The sequence below is a fragment of the Thalassospira mesophila genome, assembly GCF_002115755.1.
Lineage (GTDB): Bacteria > Pseudomonadota > Alphaproteobacteria > Rhodospirillales > Thalassospiraceae > Thalassospira > Thalassospira mesophila.
On sequence record NZ_JFKA01000001.1, the window covers coordinates 63,554 to 89,053 of the forward strand.

The 25,500-nt window shown below is 55.5% G+C and carries 22 protein-coding genes; 15 read left to right on the plus strand and 7 right to left on the minus strand.

Annotation, left to right across the window (positions count from 1 at the left end; all coding sequences use genetic code 11):
- Positions 1–17 precede the first annotated feature (17 nt).
- The 12 genes from TMES_RS00245 to bioB all read left to right on the plus strand — a co-directional run bounded on the left by TMES_RS00245 (position 18) and on the right by bioB (position 12,229).
- Positions 18–716: a precorrin-8X methylmutase gene (locus TMES_RS00245; protein ID WP_085578327.1), complete on the plus strand. Its 699-nt coding sequence runs from the start codon at positions 18–20 to the stop codon at positions 714–716.
- Positions 709–2,031 (plus strand): precorrin-6y C5,15-methyltransferase (decarboxylating) subunit CbiE, encoded by a 1,323-nt coding sequence (cbiE, locus tag TMES_RS00250; RefSeq protein ID WP_085578329.1) that lies wholly within the window; start codon positions 709–711, stop codon positions 2,029–2,031. The genes TMES_RS00245 and cbiE overlap by 8 nt, the downstream gene beginning before the upstream one ends.
- On the plus strand, positions 2,028–2,771 hold the full coding sequence (gene cobI, locus TMES_RS00255; RefSeq protein ID WP_085578331.1) for a precorrin-2 C(20)-methyltransferase: 744 nt from the start codon (positions 2,028–2,030) through the stop codon (positions 2,769–2,771). The genes cbiE and cobI overlap by 4 nt, the downstream gene beginning before the upstream one ends.
- The gene (cobJ, locus tag TMES_RS00260; protein WP_085578332.1) at positions 2,762–4,723 is read left to right on the plus strand and encodes a precorrin-3B C(17)-methyltransferase; all 1,962 of its coding nucleotides are present in this window, start codon (positions 2,762–2,764) and stop codon (positions 4,721–4,723) included. Before cobI ends, cobJ begins: the two co-directional genes overlap by 10 nt.
- 3 nt (positions 4,724–4,726) lie before the next feature.
- The gene (gene cobM / locus TMES_RS00265) at positions 4,727–5,497 is read left to right on the plus strand and encodes a precorrin-4 C(11)-methyltransferase (RefSeq protein WP_085578334.1); all 771 of its coding nucleotides are present in this window, start codon (positions 4,727–4,729) and stop codon (positions 5,495–5,497) included.
- Positions 5,498–5,670: 173 nt separating this feature from the next.
- A complete protein-coding gene (locus tag TMES_RS00270) occupies positions 5,671–7,074 on the plus strand; it encodes a circularly permuted type 2 ATP-grasp protein (RefSeq protein ID WP_085578336.1) in 1,404 nt (467 codons plus the stop codon).
- Positions 7,075–7,090: 16 nt separating this feature from the next.
- Entirely contained in the window at positions 7,091–8,041 is a 951-nt protein-coding gene (locus TMES_RS00275; RefSeq protein WP_085578338.1) for an alpha-E domain-containing protein, read from the plus strand.
- Position 8,042: 1 nt separating this feature from the next.
- Positions 8,043–8,864: a transglutaminase family protein gene (locus tag TMES_RS00280; protein ID WP_085578340.1), complete on the plus strand. Its 822-nt coding sequence runs from the start codon at positions 8,043–8,045 to the stop codon at positions 8,862–8,864.
- A gap of 17 nt (positions 8,865–8,881) precedes the next feature.
- Positions 8,882–9,628: a proteasome-type protease gene (locus tag TMES_RS00285; protein WP_085578342.1), complete on the plus strand. Its 747-nt coding sequence runs from the start codon at positions 8,882–8,884 to the stop codon at positions 9,626–9,628.
- A gap of 86 nt (positions 9,629–9,714) precedes the next feature.
- Entirely contained in the window at positions 9,715–10,365 is a 651-nt protein-coding gene (locus TMES_RS00290; protein ID WP_085578344.1) for a GntR family transcriptional regulator, read from the plus strand.
- A 272-nt stretch (positions 10,366–10,637) separates the two neighbouring features.
- Entirely contained in the window at positions 10,638–11,237 is a 600-nt protein-coding gene (locus TMES_RS00295) for a biotin transporter BioY (RefSeq protein WP_085578346.1), read from the plus strand.
- Complete coding sequence (gene bioB / locus TMES_RS00300) at positions 11,237–12,229, plus strand: biotin synthase BioB (protein WP_085578348.1); 993 nt, start codon at positions 11,237–11,239, stop codon at positions 12,227–12,229. The genes TMES_RS00295 and bioB overlap by 1 nt, the downstream gene beginning before the upstream one ends.
- 116 nt (positions 12,230–12,345) lie before the next feature.
- Here the strand turns inward: bioB and TMES_RS00305 are convergent, their stop codons facing one another.
- From TMES_RS00305 to TMES_RS00315, 3 genes are all read right to left on the minus strand, one after another.
- Positions 12,346–14,940: a plasma-membrane proton-efflux P-type ATPase gene (locus TMES_RS00305; RefSeq protein WP_085578350.1), complete on the minus strand. Its 2,595-nt coding sequence runs from the start codon at positions 14,938–14,940 to the stop codon at positions 12,346–12,348.
- Between the two features lie 869 nt (positions 14,941–15,809).
- On the minus strand, positions 15,810–16,418 hold the full coding sequence (locus TMES_RS00310; protein ID WP_245835136.1) for a CHAP domain-containing protein: 609 nt from the start codon (positions 16,416–16,418) through the stop codon (positions 15,810–15,812).
- A gap of 76 nt (positions 16,419–16,494) precedes the next feature.
- Entirely contained in the window at positions 16,495–17,733 is a 1,239-nt protein-coding gene (locus TMES_RS00315; RefSeq protein ID WP_245835137.1) for an MFS transporter, read from the minus strand.
- Between the two features lie 252 nt (positions 17,734–17,985).
- Here TMES_RS00315 and TMES_RS00320 point away from each other — a divergent pair, with 252 nt between their 5' ends.
- The 3 genes from TMES_RS00320 to TMES_RS00330 all read left to right on the plus strand — a co-directional run bounded on the left by TMES_RS00320 (position 17,986) and on the right by TMES_RS00330 (position 22,157).
- Complete coding sequence (locus TMES_RS00320; RefSeq protein WP_085578354.1) at positions 17,986–20,553, plus strand: alpha/beta fold hydrolase; 2,568 nt, start codon at positions 17,986–17,988, stop codon at positions 20,551–20,553.
- Between the two features lie 96 nt (positions 20,554–20,649).
- Positions 20,650–21,396, plus strand: coding sequence for a class I SAM-dependent methyltransferase (locus TMES_RS00325; RefSeq protein WP_158091163.1), 747 nt, complete (start codon positions 20,650–20,652; stop codon positions 21,394–21,396).
- A 203-nt stretch (positions 21,397–21,599) separates the two neighbouring features.
- Complete coding sequence (locus TMES_RS00330; RefSeq protein ID WP_085578358.1) at positions 21,600–22,157, plus strand: flavin reductase family protein; 558 nt, start codon at positions 21,600–21,602, stop codon at positions 22,155–22,157.
- A gap of 76 nt (positions 22,158–22,233) precedes the next feature.
- Here TMES_RS00330 and TMES_RS00335 read toward each other — a convergent pair whose 3' ends face one another.
- The 4 genes from TMES_RS00335 to TMES_RS00350 all read right to left on the minus strand — a co-directional run bounded on the left by TMES_RS00335 (position 22,234) and on the right by TMES_RS00350 (position 25,465).
- On the minus strand, positions 22,234–22,521 hold the full coding sequence (locus TMES_RS00335; protein ID WP_085578360.1) for a YciI family protein: 288 nt from the start codon (positions 22,519–22,521) through the stop codon (positions 22,234–22,236).
- A 113-nt stretch (positions 22,522–22,634) separates the two neighbouring features.
- Positions 22,635–23,117: a rubrerythrin family protein gene (locus TMES_RS00340; RefSeq protein WP_085578362.1), complete on the minus strand. Its 483-nt coding sequence runs from the start codon at positions 23,115–23,117 to the stop codon at positions 22,635–22,637.
- 296 nt (positions 23,118–23,413) lie between these two features.
- A complete protein-coding gene (gene irrA, locus TMES_RS00345) occupies positions 23,414–23,848 on the minus strand; it encodes an iron response transcriptional regulator IrrA (protein ID WP_085578364.1) in 435 nt (144 codons plus the stop codon).
- Between the two features lie 222 nt (positions 23,849–24,070).
- Positions 24,071–25,465: an NAD(P)H-dependent flavin oxidoreductase gene (locus tag TMES_RS00350; RefSeq protein ID WP_085578366.1), complete on the minus strand. Its 1,395-nt coding sequence runs from the start codon at positions 25,463–25,465 to the stop codon at positions 24,071–24,073.
- Positions 25,466–25,500: the final 35 nt, after the last annotated feature.

Consider the following 25,500-nt stretch of genomic DNA (forward strand, 5'->3'; position numbering starts at 1 on the left):
CGCCAAAGGGCGGGGTTATGTTTGATTATCTGCGCGATCCGCAGGCCATATACCGGCAAAGTTTCGCCACCATCGAAGCCGAAGCCGACCTCGCCCGTTTTTCGCCAGAAGAACGGCCCGTTGCCATACGTATCATTCATGCCTGTGGCATGGTTGAAATGGCCGAAAACATTGTTTTTGGCCCCAATGCAATTGCGGCGGGCACCACCGCTTTACTGGCGGGAAAACCGATATTGACCGACGCCGAAATGGTGCGAAACGGCATTATTTCGCGCTTGCTTCCGGCGCAAAACCCGGTCATTTGCCGGTTAAATGACGATAACATTCCCGCCCTTGCCGCCCTGATCGGCACCACCCGGTCTGCCGCGGCCGTTGAAACCTGGACCAACGATATCGACGGCGCGATCATTGCTATTGGCAATGCGCCAACCGCCCTGTTTCATCTGCTTGATGCCGTTATATCGGGCCATTTGCCCAAACCGGCCCTGATCATTGGCATGCCGGTGGGGTTTGTCGGCGCGGCTGAAAGCAAGGAAGCCCTGATCAATCATGCGCAGGACGCCGATGTTCCCTTTATCACCCTGCGCGGGCGCTTTGGCGGCAGTGCCGTTACCGCCGCCACGGTAAATGCGCTGGCCCGCATTGCCAAACCCGCCGAAAACGCCGATGGCACAGCCCCCGTCACGACCAAGGACGGAACAGCATCCCATGACTGATCATACCAACACTTCCAACGTTAGCACCAACACCGCCGCCACCACCGACCACACACACACCCCAAACGGCCTGATCACGGTTGTTGGCATTGGCGAAGACGGGTTTTCTGGCCTGTCACCTGCTGCAGCGCGTATTATTAAGCAAGCCGGGATTATTTTTGGTGGCAAACGGCATTTAAGCATGTTGCCCAACAACATTTCGGCGCAGCAATGCCCGTGGATCAGCCCGTTTAACGACAATCTCGCCCTTATCGGCAATTGCCGGGCACAAAACCCGGTTGTCCTTGCCAGTGGCGACCCGATGTATTTTGGCGTTGGCAACACGCTGGTTAATCATTTCGGTTTCGAAAATATAGCAATTTTTCCGGCCCCGTCATCCATCAACCTTGCCTGTGCCCGCACGGGCTGGGCACTGGCGGAATGCGATGTGATCACATTACATGGCCGCCGCCCCGAAAATTTGCGCGCCTGTTTGCGACCGCGCGGCAAAATTATTGCCCTGTCGCATGATGGCACAACCCCGGCGCTGGCCGCCGTGATGCTATATGACGCCGGATATGGCGACAGCAACATCACGGTTTGCGAACGGTTGGGCGGGGACCACGAAAAAATCACCACCAAAACCGCGCGTGAATGGCAAAATCACGCCGTGGGCCATGAAACAGATAATCTGATCGACCCGTTAAACGTGATTTTGATCGATCTGGTTGCCGATGCCACCGCCACCCTTTTGCCACTTGGCCCCGGCTTGCCCAACGATGCTTTTATTCATGACGGCATGATCACGAAATCCGAAATTCGCGCCCAGACCATATCCTCGCTGGGCCCGTGGAAAGGGGCCGTTTTGTGGGATATCGGGGCGGGATGTGGCAGCATTTCCATCGAATGGATGCGTCTGGGCGGGCAGGCCGTTGCGATTGAACGCGATGGCAAGCGTTGCGACATGATCGCTAAAAACGCCACCCGACTGGGCACGCCGGATATGATTTTGCATCATGCCAGCATCGATCATGCCATCAACATGGCAAAAACAGCCGCCGACCCACAGCACTTCCCGGCCCCCGACGCCATTTTTATTGGCGGGGGCATCACCACGCCCAACCTGATGGAACAATGCCGGGATATATTATCGACCCACGGACGGCTGGTGGCCAATACGGTGACGCTGGAAGGCGAACAGAAATTGTTTCGGTTTTATAATAAATTTGGTGGCACCCTGTCGCGGCTAACGGTTTCGCGTTTGGCGGCACGCGGCAATTTTACCGGCTGGCACAACCTTGCCCCGGTCACCCACTATGTCGGAGTTAAATCATGACCGCGAGCACACGCACGAACGCGAGCGCACCCGTCACCGCCAAAGGCACCGCCTACGGGCTGGGTATTGGCCCGGGTGAAGCCGACCTGATCACGCTAAAAGCATATAAAATACTGCAAGAAGCCGACGTCATTGCCTATCCGGCGCTTGAAGACGGTGCCAGTCTGGCCCGGCAAATTGTCGCCCCGCACATGCCGCAAGGCCGCATTGAAATTGCCATTCGCATTCCGATGGGGCCGCCCGCAGACCGCATCTATGACGCTGCCGCCCTTGAAATTGGCGAACATTTGCGCGCCGGGCGCACCGTGGCGGTTTTGTGTGAAGGCGACCCGTTTTTCTATGGCAGCTTCATGTATTTATATGGCCGCCTGGCCGAGGCAGGCTTTCCCGTCGAAACCGTGCCAGGTGTTAGTTCCATGATGGCCTGTGCCGCCCAGTTAGGTGCGCCGCTGGCCGCCAAAAACGATGTGTTACAGGTTATTCCCGGCCCGTTACCGGCAGAACGGCTAAAATCGCAACTGGCCGATACCGATGCCGCCGCCATCATTAAACTGGGTCGCCATTTTGCCAAGGTACGCCAGGTTATTGCCGACCTTGGCCTGACCAACCGCGCGCGCTATATCGAACGCGCCACCCTTGATAGCCAAAAAATGGTGCCGCTGGGCGATTTGCCCGATGATGCCACCGCGCCCTATTTTTCAATGATCCTGATCCACCGTCGCGGAGACGCATGGAAATGACCAGCCCCAACAATAGCCAAAGCCCCGATATGACCCGGCTTCCAACCGATCCGATTGCCCCCATCGCGGTCATTTGCCTGACCCAGCGTGCCCTGCCAACAGCAAAGCGCATCACATCGGCCCTGCAAGGGGCCAGCCTGCATGGCTTGCGCACCCGCGTTTCTACCCGCGAGGTCGATATCGCCTTTGACGATACCATTGCGCATCTGCAACAAACATTTGCCGCCGACCACGTCATTATCGGTGTCTGTGCCAGCGGCATTTTAATCCGCGCTTTGGCCCCGCTTTTGGCAGGTAAATGGCAGGACGCTGCCGTTATTGCCGTTGATGAAGCCGGTGAAACCTTTATTCCGCTGTTGGGCGGGCATCACGGCGGCAATAAACTGGCCCGTGATCTGGCCGAAAGGCTGGGTGCGCGCGCTGCCATTACCACGCCGGGCGATGCCGCCCTGGGCCTTGCCCTTGATGAACCGCCTGCTGGCTGGAAACTGGCCGATAACGCCCCGGTCAAACCGGCCACCGCCGCCCTTTTGGCCGGGGCCAGTGCCAAAATCACCATCGATGCCGGATCGGCCGCCTGGCTGACCAACAGCGCCATTCCGCGTGACGATAACGGCACTGTTGCCCTGCACGTTACCCCAAACACCCCCAAAGGCGACATTACCGACCAAATCGGCGATCTGGCACCAGTTACATTCCATCCGCCGGTATTGGCGCTGGGTGTGGGCTGTGAACGCAATTGTGACCCGGCAGAGCTGATTGATTTGGCTGAAAAAACCTTGGCCGATGCCGGGTTAAGCCCCAAGGCAGTTGCCTGTGTTACCTCGATTGATCTTAAGGCCGATGAAACCGCTGTACATGCGCTAGCGGCCCATCTGGCGGTTCCGGCCCGGTTTTTTACGGCCAGCGAACTGGAAGCACAGGCATCGCGCCTGCAAACCCCGTCGGACATCGTTTTTGCCGAAACCGGGTGCCATGGCGTTGCCGAGGGATCGGCACTGGCAACAGTCGGTGCCAATGGATCGCTGATCGTTGCGAAACAGAAATCAAAACGCGCCACCTGCGCCATTGGCCTGTCAGATACCGATATTAACCCGAGCAAAACCGGGCGCGGGCAGGGGAAACTGTCTATTGTTGGTATTGGGCCGGGGCAGGCCAGTTGGCGCAGCCCCGAAGCCAGCCAGCTTATCGCGCGCGCCAGCGACATTGTCGGCTATCAGATGTATCTTGATTTGCTGGGTGATTTGATCACCGGCAAGGAATTGCATCATTCAGACCTGGGCGCTGAAGAAGCCCGCGCCCGCCATGCCCTGGAACTGGCCGCCGAGGGGCGCGATGTCGCCCTGATCGGGTCGGGCGATGCCGGAATTTATGCGCTGGCAACACTGGTGTTTGAATTGCTGGACCGCGAAGACAAAGCCACATGGAACCGGGTTGCCATACAGGTATCGCCCGGTATTTCAGCGTTGCAAGCCTGTGCATCGCGCATTGGTGCGCCGCTGGGCCATGATTTTTGCGCCATTTCCCTGTCCGACCTGTTAACCCCGCGCGAAGATATTTTGCGTCGCATTGCGGCGGCCGCGGCGGGCGATTTTGTGATTGCGTTTTATAACCCGGTTTCCAAACGCCGCCGCGATTTGCTGGCAACCGCACGCGACATGCTGCTTGATAACCGGCCGGCTGATACCCCGGTTGTTCTGGGTCGCCAGCTCGGCCGTCCCGATCAGGAAATAACGGTCATTCCGCTTTCGAAACTTGAAGTCGATATGGTCGATATGCTGACCACGGTTCTGGTGGGGTCAAGCAACAGCAAGCACATTAAACGCGGCACGGCAGAATGGGTTTATACCCCGCGCGGCTATGCCAAAAAAGGGGCCGACGCCGCCAAGGCCCCGGTGCATAGCAGCGGCAGTAATAATTCGGGCCAAAACACCACGACAAGGAAAGACTGAAACATGACTGTTCATTTTATTGGTGCAGGCCCCGGCGCACCCGACCTGATAACCGTGCGCGGTTTACGCCTGATCGAAAAATGCCCGGTCTGCCTGTATGCCGGGTCGCTGGTGCCCGAGGAAATCGTTGCCAGCGCGCCGCAAAATGCCCGCGTGATTGATACCGCACCGATGAACCTTGATGAAATCATCGCCGAAATTAAAACTGCCCATGATGCCGGGCAGGATGTGGCGCGGGTTCATTCAGGCGACCCGTCGATTTACGGGGCCATCGCCGAACAGATCCGCCGCCTTGATGAAATGGCCATACCCTACGACATCACCCCCGGTGTTTCGGCCTATGCCGCCGTGGCCGCCGAACTGGGTGCCGAACTGACCCTGCCAGACATCGCCCAGACGGTGATATTAACGCGCACCGCCATGCGGTCCTCGGCCATGCCCGAGGGCGAAAGCCTCGCCGAACTAGGTAAATCGCGCGCAACACTGGCGGTACATTTATCGATTAACAATCTGGCCAATGTCGTGCGCGATCTGGTGCCCCATTACGGTGAAGACTGCCCGGTTGTCATTGCCTATCGCGCCACCTGGCCCGATGCAAAATACCTGCACGGCACGCTGGGCGACATTCGCGCCAAGGTCAAAGGCAGCGGCATTACCCGCACCGCCCTGATCATGGTCGGCGAGGTTTTTGGCCGCCGCGATTTCACCGATTCCCGGCTTTATGCTGCCGACCATCATCATGTTTTACGCCCCAAAAAAACCGCGGCCAAATGATAACCGGTGGTTTTTGCCCAGACTTTTCGCAGGCGCAGCATAATTTTTCATCAATCGACCAAATCGTATAAAAAACATTCAATTTCGCCCTGAACATCCTTGACCCCCGCCTGATCCGCTGCCTTTAATCTATACCAAGGTCGAAAAAGACCTGGGAATGAAGGGAACGGCGCATGTTCAACGAGATGAAAATGAACGATCAGGTGCGCGAACCCTATCGCGCACTGGTTGACTGGATGGATGCCACCGGTCCAGAAATTCTTGCTCAGAAAAGACTCGAGGCCGAAACGCTGTTTCGTAAAATCGGCATTACCTTTGCCGTTTATGGCGAAGGCGGCGATCCGGAACGGCTTATTCCGTTTGATTTGATCCCGCGTATTTTTACCGCCACCGAATGGCGCAAGCTCGAACGCGGGGTGAAACAGCGAGCACGGGCGCTCAACACATTTTTGTATGATGTTTACCACAATGCCGAAATCATTCGCGCCGGGATTGTCCCTGCCGATCTGGTCTATCGCAATGCGGCATTTGAACCCGCCGTTATCGGCATAGATCCGCCCCGTCGCGTTTATAGCCACATTGTGGGCGTTGATGTGGTGCGTGTCAGCGCCGATGAATTTTATGTGCTGGAAGATAACTGCCGCACGCCGTCGGGCGTTTCCTATATGCTGGAAAACCGCGAAATCATGATGCGGATGTTCCCCGAACTGTTTTCAAAATTGCGGATCGAACCGGTCGATAGTTACCCCGACCTGCTTTTGAAAACCTTAAAAAGCATTGCGCCGCGCAAATGCGAAAACGACCCTAATATTGTGGTTCTCACGCCTGGTGCGCTCAACAGCGCCTATTACGAACATTCCTTTCTGGCCGACCAGATGGGTGTTGAACTGGTTGAGGGGCAGGATCTGTTTGTGTCCGAAGGCCGGGTTTACATGCGCACCACGCGCGGGCCGGAACGGGTAGATGTTATTTATCGCCGCATCGATGACGATTTTATCGACCCGCTCTGTTTCCGCCCCGATTCCGTCTTGGGCATTCCGGGCCTGATGAATGTCTATCGCTCCGGCGGGGTGGCAATTTGTTCGGCACCCGGTGCCGGGGTGGCCGACGACAAGGCGGTTTACACCTATGTCCCCGATATGATCCGGTTTTACCTCGGGCAAGAACCGATCCTCAATAACGTGCCGACCTGGAAATGCAGCCGCTCGGACGATTTGAAATATGTGCTCGAACATCTGCCCGAACTTGTGGTCAAGGAAGTTCATGGCTCGGGCGGCTATGGCATGCTGGTCGGTCCGGCATCAACCCGCGAGGAATGTGCAACCTATGCCCAGCGCATCAAGGCCAACCCGTCGGACTTCATTGCCCAGCCAACCCTGGCCCTGTCGGCCTGCCCGACCTTTGTTGAAAGCGGCATTGCCCCGCGCCATGTCGATTTTCGGCCCTTTTGCCTGGTCGGCGATGACATCCGCCTGACACCAGGTGGATTGACCCGGGTGGCACTGCGCGAAGGGTCGCTTGTGGTTAATTCGTCGCAGGGTGGTGGCGTTAAAGACACCTGGATCATGGCGGAATAAAACAGGAAGACAGAACATGCTAAGTCGTACTGCTGAAAATCTGTTCTGGCTGTCGCGCTATGTTGAACGTGCGGAAAACATGGCTCGCCTGTTGGAAATGGGCTATCGCATGGCCTTGATGCCCGCCGCGGGCGATGGCAACCGCTCGGAATGGCGATCGGTGTTATCGGCTGCGGGCTGTGCCGAAGGGTTTGATTCCGACAACACAGAACTAACACAGGCCACGGTATCGGATTATCTGATTTTTAACCGCGATAACCCGTCATCGATCATTAACTGTTTTGAATATGCCCGGGCCAATGCACGCGCCAAGCGCACCGCCATTACCCAGGAAATGTGGGAAGCCTTGAACGGCGCGCTGATGGAACTGCGCCGCACCGCCATGCGCAATCTGGCCAAAACCGACCTGCCCGGTTTTATCGACTGGGTCAAAAGCCAGGGTGCCCTGTTTCGCGGGGCGACCGATTCGACCATTTTGCGCAATGACGGCTATGATTTTATCCGCCTGGGTACATTTTTGGAACGCGCCGATAACACCGCCCGTCTGCTCGATGTGAAATATTACGTGCTGCTGCCTGAAACCAGCATGGTTGGCGACGGGGTGGATAATTACCAATGGACCACCGTTTTACGCGCCGCATCATCCATGCGGGCCTTTCACTGGGTGTATCGCGATGATTATTCACCGTGGCGCATTGCCCATTTTCTGATTTTAAATCCGTTCAGCCCCCGATCGCTCGCCCATTGTGTTGAAAATATCACCAACCACCTTGAACGCCTCGCCCGGCAATATGGCCAGCGCCAGGCGGTTCACAGCCTGGCAGTTGATACCTATGCGATCCTTAATCAGGGCGACATGGACGAAATTTTCAGCCATGGCCTGCACGAATTTCTAAGCGACTGCCTGCGACGCTATCAGGCGTTGTCCTCGGCGATTGCCGAAACCTATTATTTCGGGGGGCAGTAACATGCGCCTGACAATTGAACACAGAACCCGCTATCGTTATGCACCATCGGCGCGCTACGTTACCCAAAGCCTGAAATTAACCCCGTCCCTGTTTGACGGGCAACGCATTGTCGACTGGTCGATCACGGCTGAAAACTGCGCCATCACATCGGAATTTGTTGATGGCTATGGCGATACCGTCAGCACGCTGACCTGTAATGGCCCGATTGATGAAGTTGAAATTGTGGTGCAGGGTCTGGTCGAAACCACCGATATGTCGGGTGTTCTGGCCGGGCACCGCGAAAAGGCATCGCCGCAGGTGTTTTTGCGCTCCACCCCCATGACCCAACCCAGCACCGCCATTCGCAAACTGGTTAAAACTGTGGCCAAATCCGTTGGCCCCAATGCCAGCCCGCTTGAAACCGCCCACGGGCTGGCCGACGCGGTGCGTGATGAAATTGATTATGTGCCCGGTTCCACCCATGCCCATACCACTGCGGCCGATGCGCTGGCCGCCGGGCAGGGTGTGTGCCAGGACCATGCCCATGTTTTGCTGGCCGCCGCCCGGCTGGTCGATATTCCGGCACGGTATGTTTCGGGGTATCTTTTTGCCGATTCCGAAGGTGTGCCGCATGAAGCCGCCCATGCCTGGGCCGAACTTTATATTAATGACATTGGCTGGGTCGGGTTTGACCCCGCCAATCGCTGCTGCCCGACAGATTTTTATGTTCGACTGGGGTCTGGACTTGACGCCAGAGACGCCTCACCTATACGTGGCATACATTCTGGTGGTGCCGACGAGGATCTGGATGTAACGGTTATCGTCGCGCAGTCACAACAATAGCTGGACCTTGGAAAAAAATGACATATTGCGTGGGCCTGATGCTTGATGAAGGACTGGTTTTCCTGTCCGACACACGCACCAATGCGGGCCTTGATAACATTTCACGCTATCGCAAAATGTTTAACTGGGAAGTGCCCGGTGAACGCGCCATCGTTATGTTAACGGCGGGCAACCTTGCCATCACCCAGGCGGTGGTCAGCGTTTTGCACGAAGCCATCGACGACCCCAATACCCCCGAAGGCGATAATATTCTGACAGCACCCACCATGTTCCGCGTTGCTGAACTGGTCGGCGAGGCCATGCAATCTGTTCAGCACAAATACCACGAGACACTGGAGCAACGTAAAGAAAGCTCTGGTGCCAGTATTATTCTGGGCGGGCAGCGGGCCGGCGGGGCACAACGCATGTTTCTGATTTATGCCGCGGGCAACTTTATTGAAGCCACCGAAGACACACCCTATTTGCAAATTGGCGAGCATAAATATGGCAAACCCATTCTGGATCGGGTGATCACGCAGGAAACCCCGATTGAGGAAGGTGTAAAAGCCGCCCTTTTATCGATGGATTCGACCCTGCGGTCCAACCTGTCAGTCGGGATGCCGCTGGATCTGGCAGTGCTGCCCGAAGGCAAATGCCAGTTTTCCGAACGGCGTCGCATCGAAGCCGAAGATACCGGGTTTAAAGCATTGTCTGATGCCTGGTCACAGGCATTGCGCGAAGCCTTCGCCGGCATGCCCGACGAACATTGCCCGCCAGATTGTTAACAAGCCTCTTAGTCTCGCACGATTAATTTACCCGATACTGATATGCGCGCTCGACAAGTTCGGGCGCGCAAATTATCTATAAAATCATGACAAACGACAAAGACAATACGATTACCGGCAAAATCACCCGCGCCCTGGCAGAGCGGATCATCGCCGGGCACATCGCACCGGGCACCAAGTTAAGACAGGATTACTTCGCCGAGGAATTTGGCGCCAGCCACGTCCCGGTGCGCGAAGCCTTTCGCCGCCTCGAAGCACAGGGGCTGGTAGTCAGTGAACCGCGCCGGGGGGTTCGGGTTGCAAGTTTTGATATTGCCGAAGTTCACGAAGTCGCCGAAATGCGCGCATCGCTTGAAGTTCTGGCCCTGCGCCACGCCGCACCACACCTGACCGCCGCCATTTTGGACGCGGCCGAGGCGATTAATCGCACCGGAGAAAATGCCGCCGATGTCCGGTCGTGGGAAGAAGCCAATCGCGCCTTCCACCGCCTGATCCTGACCCCGTGTGGCATGCCGCGCCTGTTGACCACGATTGACGATTTACATGCCGCCAGTGCGCGCTTCCTGTTTTCCGGCTTTCGCATGGAATGGGAAGCCCCGACCGACCAGGATCACCGCGCCATCCTCAAAGCCCTGCGCGATCGACAATTTGACGTCGCCGCCGCCACCCTTGCCCGCCATGTCAAATGGATCGGCACCAAACCGGGTATTAAAACCCGCCTGAAAACCCCTTCCTGAACATCTTTCTGCCCCTGAAATTCCATCCCCGATGTGAAACCTGCCTGCTGCCAAGCATTGCGGGTGCGTATTTACGCGCCAATCTCTAATTTTATAGATAAAAATAGCATCATTAAATCAATTAGATAACAAATAATTTTCGTAAAAACCCATATACTCGCCCCACTATCTATTTTTGGATTGATTTTACCCCTCACTCACGGCGTAATTAATAGATCAGATTCGTTTTTATCTATAATTTTGAACCTACGCCAGAGCAGGATGAAATCACCATGAACAACACCCTTTCCAAACCGGCAGCAGCCCACAGCGCCACAGGGCCTAAATCACAAACAATGTCGGGCCTGAAATACGGCCTGATGGTTCTGGCTGGAATTGCCATACTGACGGCAAGTGCCAAAATCACCGTCCCCTTCTGGCCGGTGCCGATGACCCTGCAAACCATGGCGATCATGGCAATTGCGCTGGCGACCGGGCCGCGCATTGCCTGTGCCACCGTTCTTGGTTATCTGGCGGCAGGGGCCATTGGTTTGCCCGTTTTTGCCGGAACGCCAGAACGCGGTATCGGGCTTTCCTATATGGTCGGACCAACCGGCGGCTATTTGCTGGGGTATCTGGTGGCATCCTGGCTGGTCGGAAGCCTGGCCCAAGGGCGCGGCACATTGGCCCGTTTTGGCATCATGATGGCCGGTATGATCCCGGTCTATGTTCTGGGTCTGGCATGGCTTGCGGTGTTTGTTCCGCTGGAAAAAGTTGCCCAATACGGCTTTATCCCGTTCATCTTGGGCGACACCCTGAAAATTGCTCTTGTTGCCCTTGGCAGTGCGGCCTGCGCGCGCTTTGTTAAACGCAACCACGATGGCAACGCATAATGAACAAATTTCCCACGCAAAACCCGGCAATCGACCACACCATCCGTCACGACTGGAGCGTGAACGAGATCGAGGCAATCTATCGCCTGCCATTGCTGGAACTGATGGGCCGCGCCAGCGCGGTCCATCGGGCCCATCACGACCCCAATGCCGTGCAAAAAGCCAGCCTGCTATCGATCAAAACCGGCGGCTGCCCCGAAGATTGCGCCTATTGCCCGCAATCAGCCCACCACCGCGAGGTCAAACTGGGCAAGGAACAATTAATCGATCCCGGGATCGTTTTAAAAATGGCCGCCCGTGCCAAGGCCGCCGGGGTGGACCGTTTTTGCATGGGGGCCGCATGGCGCCGCGTGCGAGACGGGGCCGCCTTTGATGCGGTGATCGAAATGGTTCGCGGGGTACGCGATCTTGGCATGGAAGCTTGCGTTACCCTGGGCATGCTCGAAACCCGCCATGCCGAACGCCTCGCCGGGGCGGGGTTAACCGCCTATAACCACAATCTTGATACCAGCCCGGAATATTACAGCCAGATCATCTCGACCCGAACCTATCAGGACCGCCTTGATACCCTTGCCGCCGTGCGCGGGGCCGGGATTGATCTTTGCTGTGGCGGAATTATTGGCATGGGCGAAAGCATCCGCGACCGCGCATCGATGCTTCATGTTCTGGCCGGGTTTGCCCCCCATCCCGAAAGTGTGCCGATCAACGCACTGGTACCAGTGGCAGGAACACCCCTTGCCAACCGGGAACCTGTCGATGCCCTTGAACTGGTCCGCATGATCGCAACCGCGCGCATCACCATGCCCAAATCCACCCTGCGCCTGTCAGCCGGGCGGACCGATCTTGGCCGCGAAGCCCAAATCATGTGCCTGATGGCCGGGGCCAATTCGGTGTTTTACGGCGAAAAACTTCTGACCACGCCAAACCCGGAACAAGATTGCGATAGCGCCCTTTTTGCCGCTCTCGGACCTGTTCGGGTTACGACGGCCTGACAGGCGACCATTTAACCTTTGGTACATCCGGCCCGGCCAAAAGGCACGCTAGCAGAATATCAAAAAAGGCGACCCCGTTTTGTGCGGGTCGCCTTTTCATGTGGTATCAGCCGACCTTAATGGGAATGAAGAACTTCCGTCAGCCGGGCAATATGGCGGGCCTGGCGGGCTTCGCGATAGGCCAGCAACCGATAGGCCATAATTTTAAAGCCGCTATTGATCAGGAACCAGACCAGGGCATAGGCCCAGACCAGCAAGGCGTATTTCCAGCCAACCGGGGTAATGAACCAGCCATAAACAGCGGCCAATGTGCCAATAACCTGGGTGGTTTCGGTGGCAATAAACAATTTCAGGCTGGGCCATGGCTTGTGCCAGACCGCCCCTTTATTCCGGGTCAGGTAAATGGTCAGATGGCCCGCGACCAGCAATTTCAGAAAGATCAGCGACTGGATCAATCCACGATCCAGATGCAAATATTGTTCGCATATCCAAAACAGCAGGAACGACGCCACAACCCCCAGAACCCCCAACATGCACGACATGGTAAGTGTCGCCGACATATCCCAGCGCACCGGGCGGGGCGATACCGGGGCATTGTCATAGGCAATCATCATGATCGGGAAATCATTTAACAAGGCCAGCAACACGATCATGACGGCGGTGACAGGGTAAAAATTAAACACCAGAATTGATATCGTCATGAACAACAACACCCGGATGGTTTCCGATATCCGATAGGTGGCATAGCTGCCCATGCGTTCAAATATCCGCCGCGCTTCTTCAATTGCGGTGGTAATGACCGACAGGCCCGGTGCGGTTAACACCAGGTCGGCCGCCGCCCGCGCGGCATCGGTGGCACCACTTACGGCAATGCCAACATCGGCCTGTTTTAACGCCGGGGCATCATTGACCCCGTCGCCGGTCATGCCAATGATATGCCCGCGTTCCTGCAGTTCCTTGACGATGGCGTATTTATGTTCGGGAAACACCCGGGCATAGCCATCGGCCTGTTCAATGGCAACGGTGCTGATCGCGGGCGCTCCCTCGCCAAAGGCCTGGTCCGCAGGCAGAATATTATTGCCCATACCCAGCGACATGGCAATTTGCCGGGCGATGGCTTCGTGGTCGCCCGTGACCATTTTAATATCCACCCCCATCGCCGCAGCTTCGCGCACGGTTTGGGCGGCATCTTCGCGGGGCGGGTCAAACAACGGCAACAGGCCCAGAAATTGCCAGCCCCCCGTTTGATCATCAAGCGATGGTGCAACATCGCCGCCGCCCGACACAACCGGTACAGCCCGGCGCGCCACACCAATGGTGCGATATCCGCGTGAGGCCATATCGTTAACCGCATCGCTAACCCGTGTGGTTAGCGCGTCATCCGGGTCCACCAGCTTTAAAATGACCTGCGGGGCGCCTTTGGCCACCTGAAACTTCGCATCGCCCTGCTTCACGGTGGCTTCGGCCCGTTTGGAAACCGGGTCAAACGGATGAAAATCGACAATCTGATAAGACGACGGCACAGCCTGGCCATTAAGCCCGCCCATCACCGCCTGATCAATGGCATCGCCACCATCGGCACGCGATGCCAGGGCCGCGGCTAGCAACAAATCATCGCGGTCTTTTGCCGCCAATATCACCGGGTCGCCCAGTGTCAGGCGGTTTTGGGTCAGGGTGCCGGTTTTATCGGAACATAAAATATCAATTCCGGCCAATTCCTCGATCGCGACCAGCCGCGATACAATTGCCTTTAGCCGCGCCAGTTTTTCCGCACCCACCGCCATCGTCACCGACAAGACAGCAGGCAGGGCTACAGGTATCGCCGCCACTGTCAGGATCAGGGCGAACAGCACCGTGTCAAACCACGGATCCCCGCGAAAAAGGGCAACGGTTAAAATAACTGCAACCAGCCCGATAGTAGACAGGATCAGGAAATTGCCAATCCGCATCACTGCCTTTTGGAAATGCGAAATATTCCCGGCGTTTTGCACCAGCTTTGCCGTTTTACCAAAATAGGTATTCATGCCCGTCGCGGTGACCTGGGCGGTCATTTCGCCCATTTTCGCAATCGAGCCTGAATAAACATCATCGCCGGATTTTTTATCAACCGGCAACGATTCACCCGTTAACGCAGATTGATCAACGGCAAGATAATCGCCACCAACCAACCGGGCGTCGGCGGGAATAATATTGCCCAGCCGCAGCGAAACAATATCCCCGCACACAAGGTCACGGGCCGGGGTTTCCTGCCATTTGCCATCGCGTAAAACCCGCGCGGTCAGCGCCAACTGGTTTTTCAGCGCGGCAATGGCATTGTCGGCCTTGTATTCCTGCCAAAAGCCGACACCGGCATTTAACAACAACATGATCAGGATAATGGCAAAATCGGCCCAATGCTGAACCGCGGCGGACAAAATAGCCGCCACCTCGATCATCCAGGGAATCGGTCCCCAGAAATAAGACAGCAATTTCCACCAGACATTTTCTGTCTGCTCGGCAATGACATTGGGGCCGTCACTGGCAAGGCGCTTTTGCGCGGTCCCTGTATCAAGTCCTTTATCTATGTTGGTCGGGTTTTCAAGTGGTCGGGGTGATGGCGAAGCATCAGGACCAGAGGAAGGATTTTTGGGGGAGGTCGGGGCAGGGGCAGCGGAGAGTTTGGCAGGGTGGCGAGAGTGATTGTTGTCCCGCCCTTCCAGATCATCTGACATGGCATGGTTTCCGTAAACAACAGATCGAAAGGATGACTATGCGCCGGGCCCAAAGCCCGAACATTGAGCGAAATCAAACGCGACGGCGAAATTTTAAAATCCAATTGATTAAAAAAACGGATCACCAGACTGAAAATAAAACAAATTTTAAACCATGTTTCAGGTCGTCAACCCGCTAGTAACCCACCGCGATACCGCACAGGAAGATAACAAAGCCCTTACAAAGAGCAGGACAGGGCATTGATCGTTATTTTTTAACAAAACCGTCTCTACCGACGCCGATAACAGATGGCCGGACGGCAGGCTGTTTTGGGAACGCTATTGGAAAATATTCAGAAATTACTTTAAGTTTTGAAATAATCTCGATCTTTAAAGCATGCGATCACAACAACGGCGTAGAATATTGATAAAAAAGTATAATTATACTATATCAATGGCGGCATTTTAGGTACATACTGAAAATTCAACGGCAATTACCGGCCCAATCAAAAGCATTTTTTGTCGCAAGGCCTTGGTTCAATGGCAGTATTTTGCGCGATCCAAATCATTTTAAAATTTGAAGTAAATTATACGATCATACGTTTAAGTGTTTGTTTCAGGGTGTTTTTTCAAAAACTTCGCTTTAACGGCAAAATTTAGCGAAAACAGCCCCTGATTTCTGCGAGACAGAACCCGAAACGAGCAGGCTTTACCCCGCCCTATACCATCTGTCATGTTACCGGCAGACAGAACCAAACAGCCTGTCGTGCCATGCACATACCATGGCAAAAACACTGTTTTGGCAGAATAATAACCGGAAAAGAATACCGCGAACGCAGGTAACGGTCAGGCAGCAAGATAATGCGCAAGATGGCAACAGGAAAGCGTGCCTAGTTGGCTTCGGCTGTTTCGCTGGGCTGATAGATAAACCCGTGCGACGGATAAATACGGCCATAGGTGCCAATCGTATTCATCAGGCGCAATTGCGACCAGTCATTATTGGGCGATACATCCTCGACCGGCTGGCGTAAATGGACTTTGCCCCGGGTACGCGAATCGCTGCCCCAATTGGCCTGATTAACCAAAATACGACGCTTGCCAAGAATGGCAGCCACCACGGCGACATGACCATATCGCAAGCGTTTGGTTTTCTTGAAAGCCAGAACCGACCCCACAACCGGGGTATGGCCGCGTTTGAACTGGTTTTTGGCCTTGCCCCACCAGGTCCAGGCATCGCCATAAATTTCAATGCCCGAAACCGCACGGGCATAGGGCACACATTGCAAAAATTCGTCGGTGGGCGGAAAATTGTTTAACCGGGCTGCGGGCAGGGAAACATGGGCAACCTGGGTAACGCGGAGATCACGGGCATCGCGATCCAAATCGGGCTGAACAGACACACCGGTCGCACTATTGGCGGTAGAAAAACACCCGGCAAGAACCAAGCTCAGACAGACAATCGCAAACTGGCGCATTCCACGACCCCCAAATAACTGCATCCCACCATACCCTGCCGATGTTTAAACAAGTGTTTACACAGTCACTTCCACGTCATGCTTATGACACGGAATTAAGTTACTCTGCCGCCGATGGTGCCAGTGCTTTTGCGCGGCCCAATCGCCATATCGCCACCACTGCCACCAGCATAATCAATAATCCGGAACCACCCGCTGTTACGCGAATATCGCTCCATTGCGAGATCGCACCCAGAACGGTACCCCCCAAGGCAACGCCGCCAAAACTGGTGGCGCTCCAGAAGCTCATTACACGGCCTCGCAGTGTGTTGTCGACAGTCAATTGCAATGCCGTTTGCGAACCCACCCCGACCGCCGTCAGGCCAAACCCCGCCAGCCCAACCAGAAACACCGCCAGTTCAAACCATGGGCAAAAACACAAGCCCAGCATGGCAGACCCGGCCAAAAAGGCACCGATCACGGCAACCCTTTGAAAACTTTGCGGGTCTGATTTGGTCCGCGAGAGCATAAAGGTGGAAACAACTGCGCCAAGCCCCCCGGCGGACGACAAAATACCCAACCCGGTCACGCCGCTGTCATAGGCAGCTTCGGCAAAAACCGGCATCAGTTCGAGCATGCCACGACCCGCAATTGCGATGACACAAGACAGCAAAAGCATGGCCCGAATCATCGGATCGGCGACGGCGTAACGCGCGCCGTCGATTAAAGCGGGCCAGATTCGGCGCTGGCGCGTCTCCGGTCCGCGCGTCGTATTAATATCAACCAGCATCATCACCACAATGAAGGGCAGATAACTAATGGCGTTGAGCAAAAACGCCGTTCCGACATCAAACCACGCAATCACCAGCCCGCCAATGGCTGGCCCCACCAGGCGCGACAGGTTAAAATTCATCGCCGCATAAGTAACCGCCCGGCTCATATATTCACGCGGCACAATGGCTGGCACCAGCGACAAACGTACCGGCGTTGTCGCACTGCCCAAAATACCGTTACAGGTGGCAATCACCACCATCCAGCCCAAAGTGACGTGGCCGCTATAGGACAACCCCATCAGGAAAAACGATGTAAAGGCCATCAACAAATTAAGGAAAATAGCCGCGCGGCGCAAATCAACCCGGTCGGTAATCACGCCAAAAACCGGGCCCAGAAAAAACACCGGGGCAAAATGCAGGGCCGCAATTAACCCGGTCCAGAACGCCGACCCGGTTAACGACCATGCCAGCCACGACATGGCGATTTTTTCAATCCATAATCCTTGCGTGCTAATCGCCTGCCCGGTCAGGAACAGCACAAAATTACGGTCGCGAAAAATGGACGGTCCGGGGGCGGCGTCGGTCAATATGGTTCCAGTGAAATGGTATAAATAACGGCGGTAATGCAGCGATTTTTCCAGTGAACAGGGCCGTAAAAACAGGGGGGCATGCCCGGATACCGGTTGGGGAAAAACACTTTAACCCCAACACGCACGGGTTGCCATCCTGATTATGCGGCCCTGGTGCCTGGCAACGCCATGATTTCCCCACATATAAAAGATAACAATGGATCAATATCTTGCTGCCTTGTGCAACCGCACCGCACGGAAAGGCCCTTCATGACGCCCGATTTCAAACAGCTTGAACGCGAACAATTCGCCATCCACCCCGCCGCCTGCGAATGGACGATGCGGGCCATGAGCGTGCTGCGCAACCGTGTTGACATCAATATCAAGCTGCATGGTGATCGCGACCATATCGCCCAGGGCGACATTTTCATGTTCAACCATTTCGCCCGGTTCGAAACCTTTATCCCGCAATATCTGATTGCGCTGGAAACCGGAATTTTTTGCCGCTCGGTGGCGTCGGCAGAATTTTTTGCGCAAGATAATACCCTGTCAAAATATCTGCGTGCGCTGGGCGGGGTGCCCAATAATTATGCCCGGTTATTGCCGTTTATGGCCGAGGAAATTTTACGCGGCGGCAAGGTGGTGATTTTCCCCGAAGGCGGCATGGTCAAAGACCGCCGCGTTATGACCGACGATAACCCCTATGTTGGCCGCAAGCCCGATTACAGTATTTATTCGCGCTCGGCCGATCAACGCCGCGCCCATCATACCGGGGCGGCTGTGCTGGCACTGGGCCTTGACGGCTTTAAAACCGGGCTTGGCTGGCTGATAAATCATGGTTGCCCCGACGAGGCGCTGCGCTGGGCCGATATTATTGGCGTCACGCCCGAACAACTGCGCACCGCCATTGCCAAACCGACCCTGATGTTTCCCGCCAACATTACCTTTCACCCGCTGCGCGTCGACCAGAATTTACTGGCGCGCGGGGCCGAAATGTTTATGGGCGGGCTAAGCCCGAAAATGGCGGAAGAACTGATTATTGAAGGCAACCTGATTTTAAAGCGGACCGATATGGATATCCGCCTTGGCCAACCGGTATCGCCACATGAAAGATTTACCTGGCTGGACCATCGCTTGCTGGGCCGCATGGTACGCCACGCCAAAACCATCGATGATCTGTTTCGCCCGGCAAAGGATTTACCCCGTCTGGGCGACCGGCTTATTCAAAATGCCCTAACGCGCCATGTGCATCCGCTGCGCGATCAGTGCATGGCGGTGATGTATTCCAACATCACGCTGAATGTCAGTCACCTTGCCGCACGGTTGATGAAAATGATGCTGGCCGATGGCGAAACCAGTGTTGATATCGCCCGGTTTGATAAAATCATTTATCTGGCAATTAAAAACGTCCAGCAGGCCGCCAATGTGCATTTGCATCGCGGCATTCGCAATCCGGCCGCCTATATTGGCATATTCAACCTTAATTGCCCGCAAATCCGCCAGTTTATCGACAGTGCGGTTCAGCTGGGCCTGATCGAACGCTGCGATGGCAAATATTGCTTTTTGCCCAAATTACAGGCCGAGGCAGGCTTTGACCAAATCCGCATGGACAACCCGGTGATGGTTTATGCCAATGAAATGGCCCCGATCCAGCCGGCATGGGATGCCTTGAAGGCGGCGCGCAAACAGATCGATCAAAACCAGCCCGGCGATTATGCCCGCCTGCGGTTTGACGACGAAATACGGGCCTGGAAATGGAACTGGCAAAAATTTCACCGCCCGCAATTTGCCACCATCAACGATCAGGAAACGGCATCGCTTTCCGGCGAACCCTATTTGCATTTACCCCAACCCGCCCGGCACAGCAAAACCGGCGTTTTGGTGGTACATGGTTTTCTGGCCTCCCCGGCGGAACTTCACAATGTTGGCGATGCCCTTGCGGCCCGGGGTCATGCGGTGCTGGGTGTGCGCCTTTCGGGGCACGGAACATCGCCGCATGATTTGCAAACCCGTAACTGGCAGGACTGGCTGGCATCGGTAGAACGCGGATATGATATTCTTTCGGCCTTTTGCGACAAGGTTGTGATCGTCGGTTTTTCAACGGGGGCCGCGCTCAGCGCCATTTTGGCCGCCCGCCACCCGGCCAGACTGGCGGGGCTGGTCATGGCCAGTTCACCGCTAAAATTTCGCAATCGCAACCTGATGTTTGTGCCGTTGCTTTATGGTGCGAACAAATTAATGGGCTGGATGCCAAATGCCGGCGAAATGCTGGGGTTTCGTGCCAACCAGTCCGAACATCCCGAAACCAATTACCGCCATATCCCGATTAACGGCCTTTATCATTTGCGCCGCGCGGTGGCCGAAATGAACGAAAAACTGGCCCATATTGATGTGCCGGTTCTCGTCATGCAGGCCGATAATGACCAGGTTGTCGACCCGGCCAGTGCCAATATGATTGCCCGGCGGTTAACCGGCACCCAAAACAAAACCGTGAAAATGCTGCCATCGAACCGCCACGGTATTTTAAACGAGGATATCGCCGGTGCCGTTGATCTGGTGAGGGCATTTGTGGCAGATGCCGATCAGGCCGAGCTTCCGGTTTCACCGCCGCCGTTAGAAATAACCAATACGCACGAAGATGAACCGGCCCGGATTACGGATGCCATCCCCCCCGACGCCGTTATCCCCGTGATCAGCGCGCGGGCGAAAAGTCGTGCCATACTGGCGCGCGCCAGATTTGGGAAATCCCCCCCGACAAGCAGTGAAATAGCGCCACAAGCACCTTCGGGCCCCGCTAAAGACCCTGTTGCAAATCAGGATTACCAGAACGAAAGGTAATCTGAGCCGATCTGTATGTTTCAGCACTGCGCCGGTTCGGTTATCAAGGTTTTGTGTCGCCCGTTTAATTGCCGCCACAAAGCCGGAGGATACCGCGTGACGCTTGATAAAATTTACCAGAACCGCAATCTGGTCGCCCTTTATGATGCCCTTAACCCGGCAGGTGCGGACACCGCATTTTATGAAAAAATGGCGCAGGATGCCGATTCGGTATTGGATATCGGCTGTGGTACGGGCTTGTTAACCGCGCGTCTGGCGCAGTTAGGCAAGGATGTAACCGGCGTGGACCCGGCCACGGAAATGCTCGCCATTGCCCGCCAGCGCCCGGCGGGCGCACGTGTAAACTGGCATCAGGGCGATGCAGGCTCGCTGTCGCTGGGTCGCAAGTTTGATCTTGTGATCATGACCGGCCATGTGTTTCAGGTCTTTCAAAGCGATCAAGATGCTCTGGCAGCCCTCACCACGGCGTTTCATCATCTGGCCCCGGGTGGAAAACTGGTGTTTGAAAGCCGTAACCCGGAAATTCGCGGCTGGCAGGACTGGATTCCGGAAAAAACCCGAAAAACGGTGACGGTTGCCGATATTGGCGATGTGACGATCGAACATGACCTGCAATCGGTTGCGGGCGAATATGTCAGCTTTGAAACCCGGCATTATTTCCCCGGCAAGGCAAAGCCCAACGTTCTGACCAGCCACAGCACATTGCGCTTTATGGACCGCGACACCATCGCAAACCTGCTTGCCACAGCGGGCTTTGACACGGTTACGTGGCGGGGCACCTGGCAGGGCGACCCGGCCCAGGACGACAGCCCGGAGCTGATCGCCATTGCGGTTCGGGCCTGAGACCCTAAGGCGAAAGTCAGGGTTTCGTTGTTCTGCGGCTGGTACTAAGTTTAGTCCTACGATTTATTTTTGTGCCGACACCATCAAAGCGCACAGAATAGCCGAATTTGCCGGGCAAAATACCACACTGGCACCAGTGCTGCTGCCCGATAATACGACCTTGATGTGGCCCACGGCGGCACTTTATCAGGAAGGGATACACCATGCCCATCTATGAAAAACACGATTATCCGCTGGTTGATGTGCGCCGTTACCTGGAACCCGGCCCGGTTGTGCTGCTGAGTTCGGCCCATAACGGCGAAACCGACATCATGACTATGGGCTGGCACATGATGATGGAATTTACCCCGGCCCTGGTCGGCTGCATCATTTCACCGGCCAATCACAGCCACGAACTGGTTCGTGCCAGCGGCGAATGCGTAATTAATGTTCCCACCCTTGAACTGGCCAACCAGATGGTGGATATCGGCAACAGCACCGGCACCCGGATTGACAAATTCAAGGAATTTGGCCTGACGCCGCAAAAGGGCACGGTCGTGAGTGCGCCCATGATCGGGGAATGTTTCGCCAGCTTTGAATGCAAACTGGCCAACGGCAAGATGATCGATGAAATGGGCTTTTTCGTCTGGAAGGTTATCAAAGCCCATGTCGATAAAACCGTGACCGCGCCCAAAACCCTGCATTATCGCGGCGGTGGTGAATTTATGGTAGCGGGCGACAGCCTTGATTTAAGTGCGCGTTTCAAGCCTGAAATGCTTTAGGGCAACCCCACGGACCTGGTCTTGATATTGGCGCTCGCCGCCGCCAATCCATCACGCATTTGGCGGCGGATCAGCATTATTTTGCCAGCAACTTTTCCAGCCCGCTGGCCATCATCGCCGGTTCAAATTCGATAATGTCATAACGGGCAAAGCCCTTTTGCCAAAACGGATCGGCTTTTAAACAGGCGTCGAGTTTTTCACGCGAACACCGGGCCAGAATAACCCCGCCGTCACGCGGTTTTTTCGGCCCCGACGCAATAAAAGCGCCGGTGCCATAGCACTGCTTGAGCCATTCCACATGGTCGGCCAGCACCGCATCGACTGCACCTAAATCAACGATATAAGTCAGGTTAACAATGAACATTCACACCATCATCGGGCATTGGAAATACACATAACAGGCGGTCTTTGCACAACCTGCCAACACATAATGTCAGGAACGGTGGGCAAAACCGAAGTGCCGGCCACAGCCCTTAATCAAGACCGGCCTTTAACGCTGGCCACACCGCTTGTTGCCGCGGTGTCGGCACTGTCTTCGAGTGTTTCGCCAAGGTCGCGCAGGGCCCGTTCAAACCGGCTGGCATGCTGGGTTTCAACCCGGGCCAGGGTTTCAAACCAGGCGGCAATGTCGTTCTGGCCTTCTTCGCGGGCCACACGGGCCATTTCAGGATAGGACGTTTCACCCTCATCGCGTTCGGCCATCAGGGCGGCACGCAGGTTTTTGCGGCTGGTGCCAATTGGCAAACCGGTTTGCGGATCACCGCACTGTTCCAAAAATTCCAGATGGCCAAAGGCATGGCCGGTTTCGGCCTCGGCCGCACTGCGAAACAAATCGGCAAGTTCGGTCATGCCTTCGATATCAGCCTGCTGGGCAAAATAAAGATAACGCCGGTTCCCCGTCGCTTCAGCCGCAAAGGCTGCCCGCAGGTTTTCCTCGGTACGTGTTCCCTTTAACGCCACTTGGGCCCCCTGTTTCTTGTTGGAATTGGCATCAGGGTCATATCAACAGGTCCTGACACTAAAAAGGACGGCACGCGAAACCCCGCATGGCCGTCCTTCTATTTGTGCCAATATCGATGCGCGTCAAGAACCAAAGGGGCGTTTGGCAACGCGCCGGTTCGTTTTCATCACCCTGTCACAGCAACGACCATAATCTGAAAGGCAAATGTCGCCTTTCTCACCAGGGTTGCTATACCGTCAGATAGGCTGCGGCTTTGCATCATGAATGGAAAACCGGTGATCGCATTGAGCATACCTTAGGCAGCGTGCCGTTCTTGCTGGCGGCGCAAACGGAAAACCAGATCAACCGATGCCAGTTCGGTGCCGCGCGGCATGTTGGGAATACGCGCCAGATGTACAGCATCGGCGGGAATATCGACCAGGCTGCCGTCATCTTCGCAATAAAAATGATAATGCGGGGCGACATTGGTATCGAAATAGGACCGACCGGAATCAACAATAATTTCGCGGATCAGGCCCGCATCGGTAAACTGGTGCAGGGTGTTATAAACCGTGGCCAGTGAAACCTTCACATGCTGTGCCATGGCTTCTGAATGCAGTTGCTCGGCGGTAACATGCCGGGGGCCGGTGTCAAACAGGAACCGGGCCAGTGCAAGGCGCTGGCGGGTCGGGCGCAGGCCGGCTTCTTTAAGACGGTTAAGCGCATGGGTGTAAGGCCGCTGGATGGTCATGATGGTGCCCCTTCGATAAAGTTTCGAACCGGCGGTTGAAAGACAACTGCCCGTTGATTTCGAGGCTATATTAGACGAACCTTAACGGCGTTTTCTTTGATTTTGATCAACTATAATCATTCTTGGGATCATTTGCGTCCATAGTGCAAAAAAATAAAGGGCCGGTCACCGACCAGCCCTTCAATTTTGCTATGCAACGCGGGGTTGACCCGTGCAAACCGGTTAATCACCGGTGGCAATACGGTCCACAAGCTGTTTGACCGTCGGGACAAAACCGTTGGCATAAAACGGATCTTCGCCAAATTTATAGGCATTATGACCGGCAAACATCAATTCATGTTCAACCGGGGAACCATGCGCAATATTTTGCAGGGTTTTCTGAATGCAGAAAGACCGGGGATCGGCGCGCTTGCCGGTAGTGCCTTCGCCTTGCTGCCAGTTTGAAAACTGGCAATGAGACAGACAGCCCATGCAATCGATCTGGTCTTTCTTGATCTCAAGCGCACTTTCCGGGGTGACAAAAACCATTGTCTCGTCCGGGGTCGGCATGCCTTCGCTGTAGCCTGCGGCAAGCCAGTTGCGCACCTTGTCAGCATCGTCTTCACGCACATAGATCGGACGACCGCGACGGCCCAGCGGAATCCCCACATGCAAATCGGCCTCGGCAGTCCGCGAATAGCGAACCTGGCGATCCGAGCGCTGATGCAGGTCTTCAAGAAATGTATTACGCACAGCCGAGCTGTAAAAGCCGGTCGGGCTGAATTTATGCAGCGACACTTCACCGTTCTGCAAGGTAACAAGCCGTTTTTTCCATTCTTCGGAAATCGGGCTTTCCTGGGTCAAAAGCGGACGCGTGCCATACTGAAAGGCCACCGGGGCCACTTCAGGATTGTCGATCCAGTCTTCATAATCGCGCAGATACCAGACCCCGCCTGCCATAATGATCGGAACATCATTCAGGCCGACAGAATTCATAAATTCCCGCAGCGCCCGCACACGCGGGAACGGATCTTCGGGGATCAACGGGTCTTCAGAATTTGACAAACCGTTATGACCACCGGCCAGCCACGGGTCTTCGTAAACCACGCCGCCCAGCCATTCGGGAACCTTTTTATAGGCCCGCAGCCACAGCGCGCGAAACGCCCGTGCAGACGACACGATCGGGTAATAATAAACCCCGAACGAAGCCGCAATCGTCGATATCCGGTACGGCATGCCTGCACCGCAGGTAACGCCATGCACCAGACCCTTTGTGCCCTCAAGCACACCGACAAGAATTTCTTCGGCACCCCCCATTTCCCACAGCACATTCATGTGCAAACGGCCTTCGCCGTTACGGGTTTCATGGGCAACCTGTGCCTGGGCGATACCGCCCGCAATACCATATGAAACCAGTTCGTGGTGGCGGTCACCACGGGTTTTGCCTTCATAGGTCATCGGCACCACATTGCCGTCCGCATCAAAAGTATCTGCGTTGACAGCGGAAAAAGTGCCGATACCACCGGCCGCAGCCCATGCGCCTGAGCTTTGACCTGTCGAAACAGAGATGCCTTTTCCACCTTCGATCAAAGGTAGAACCTCTTTTCCCGACATGACGAGCGGTTTAAGGGCTTTCAAATTCGTCTCTCCCATTCGGCTTTTCAGATGAGCGG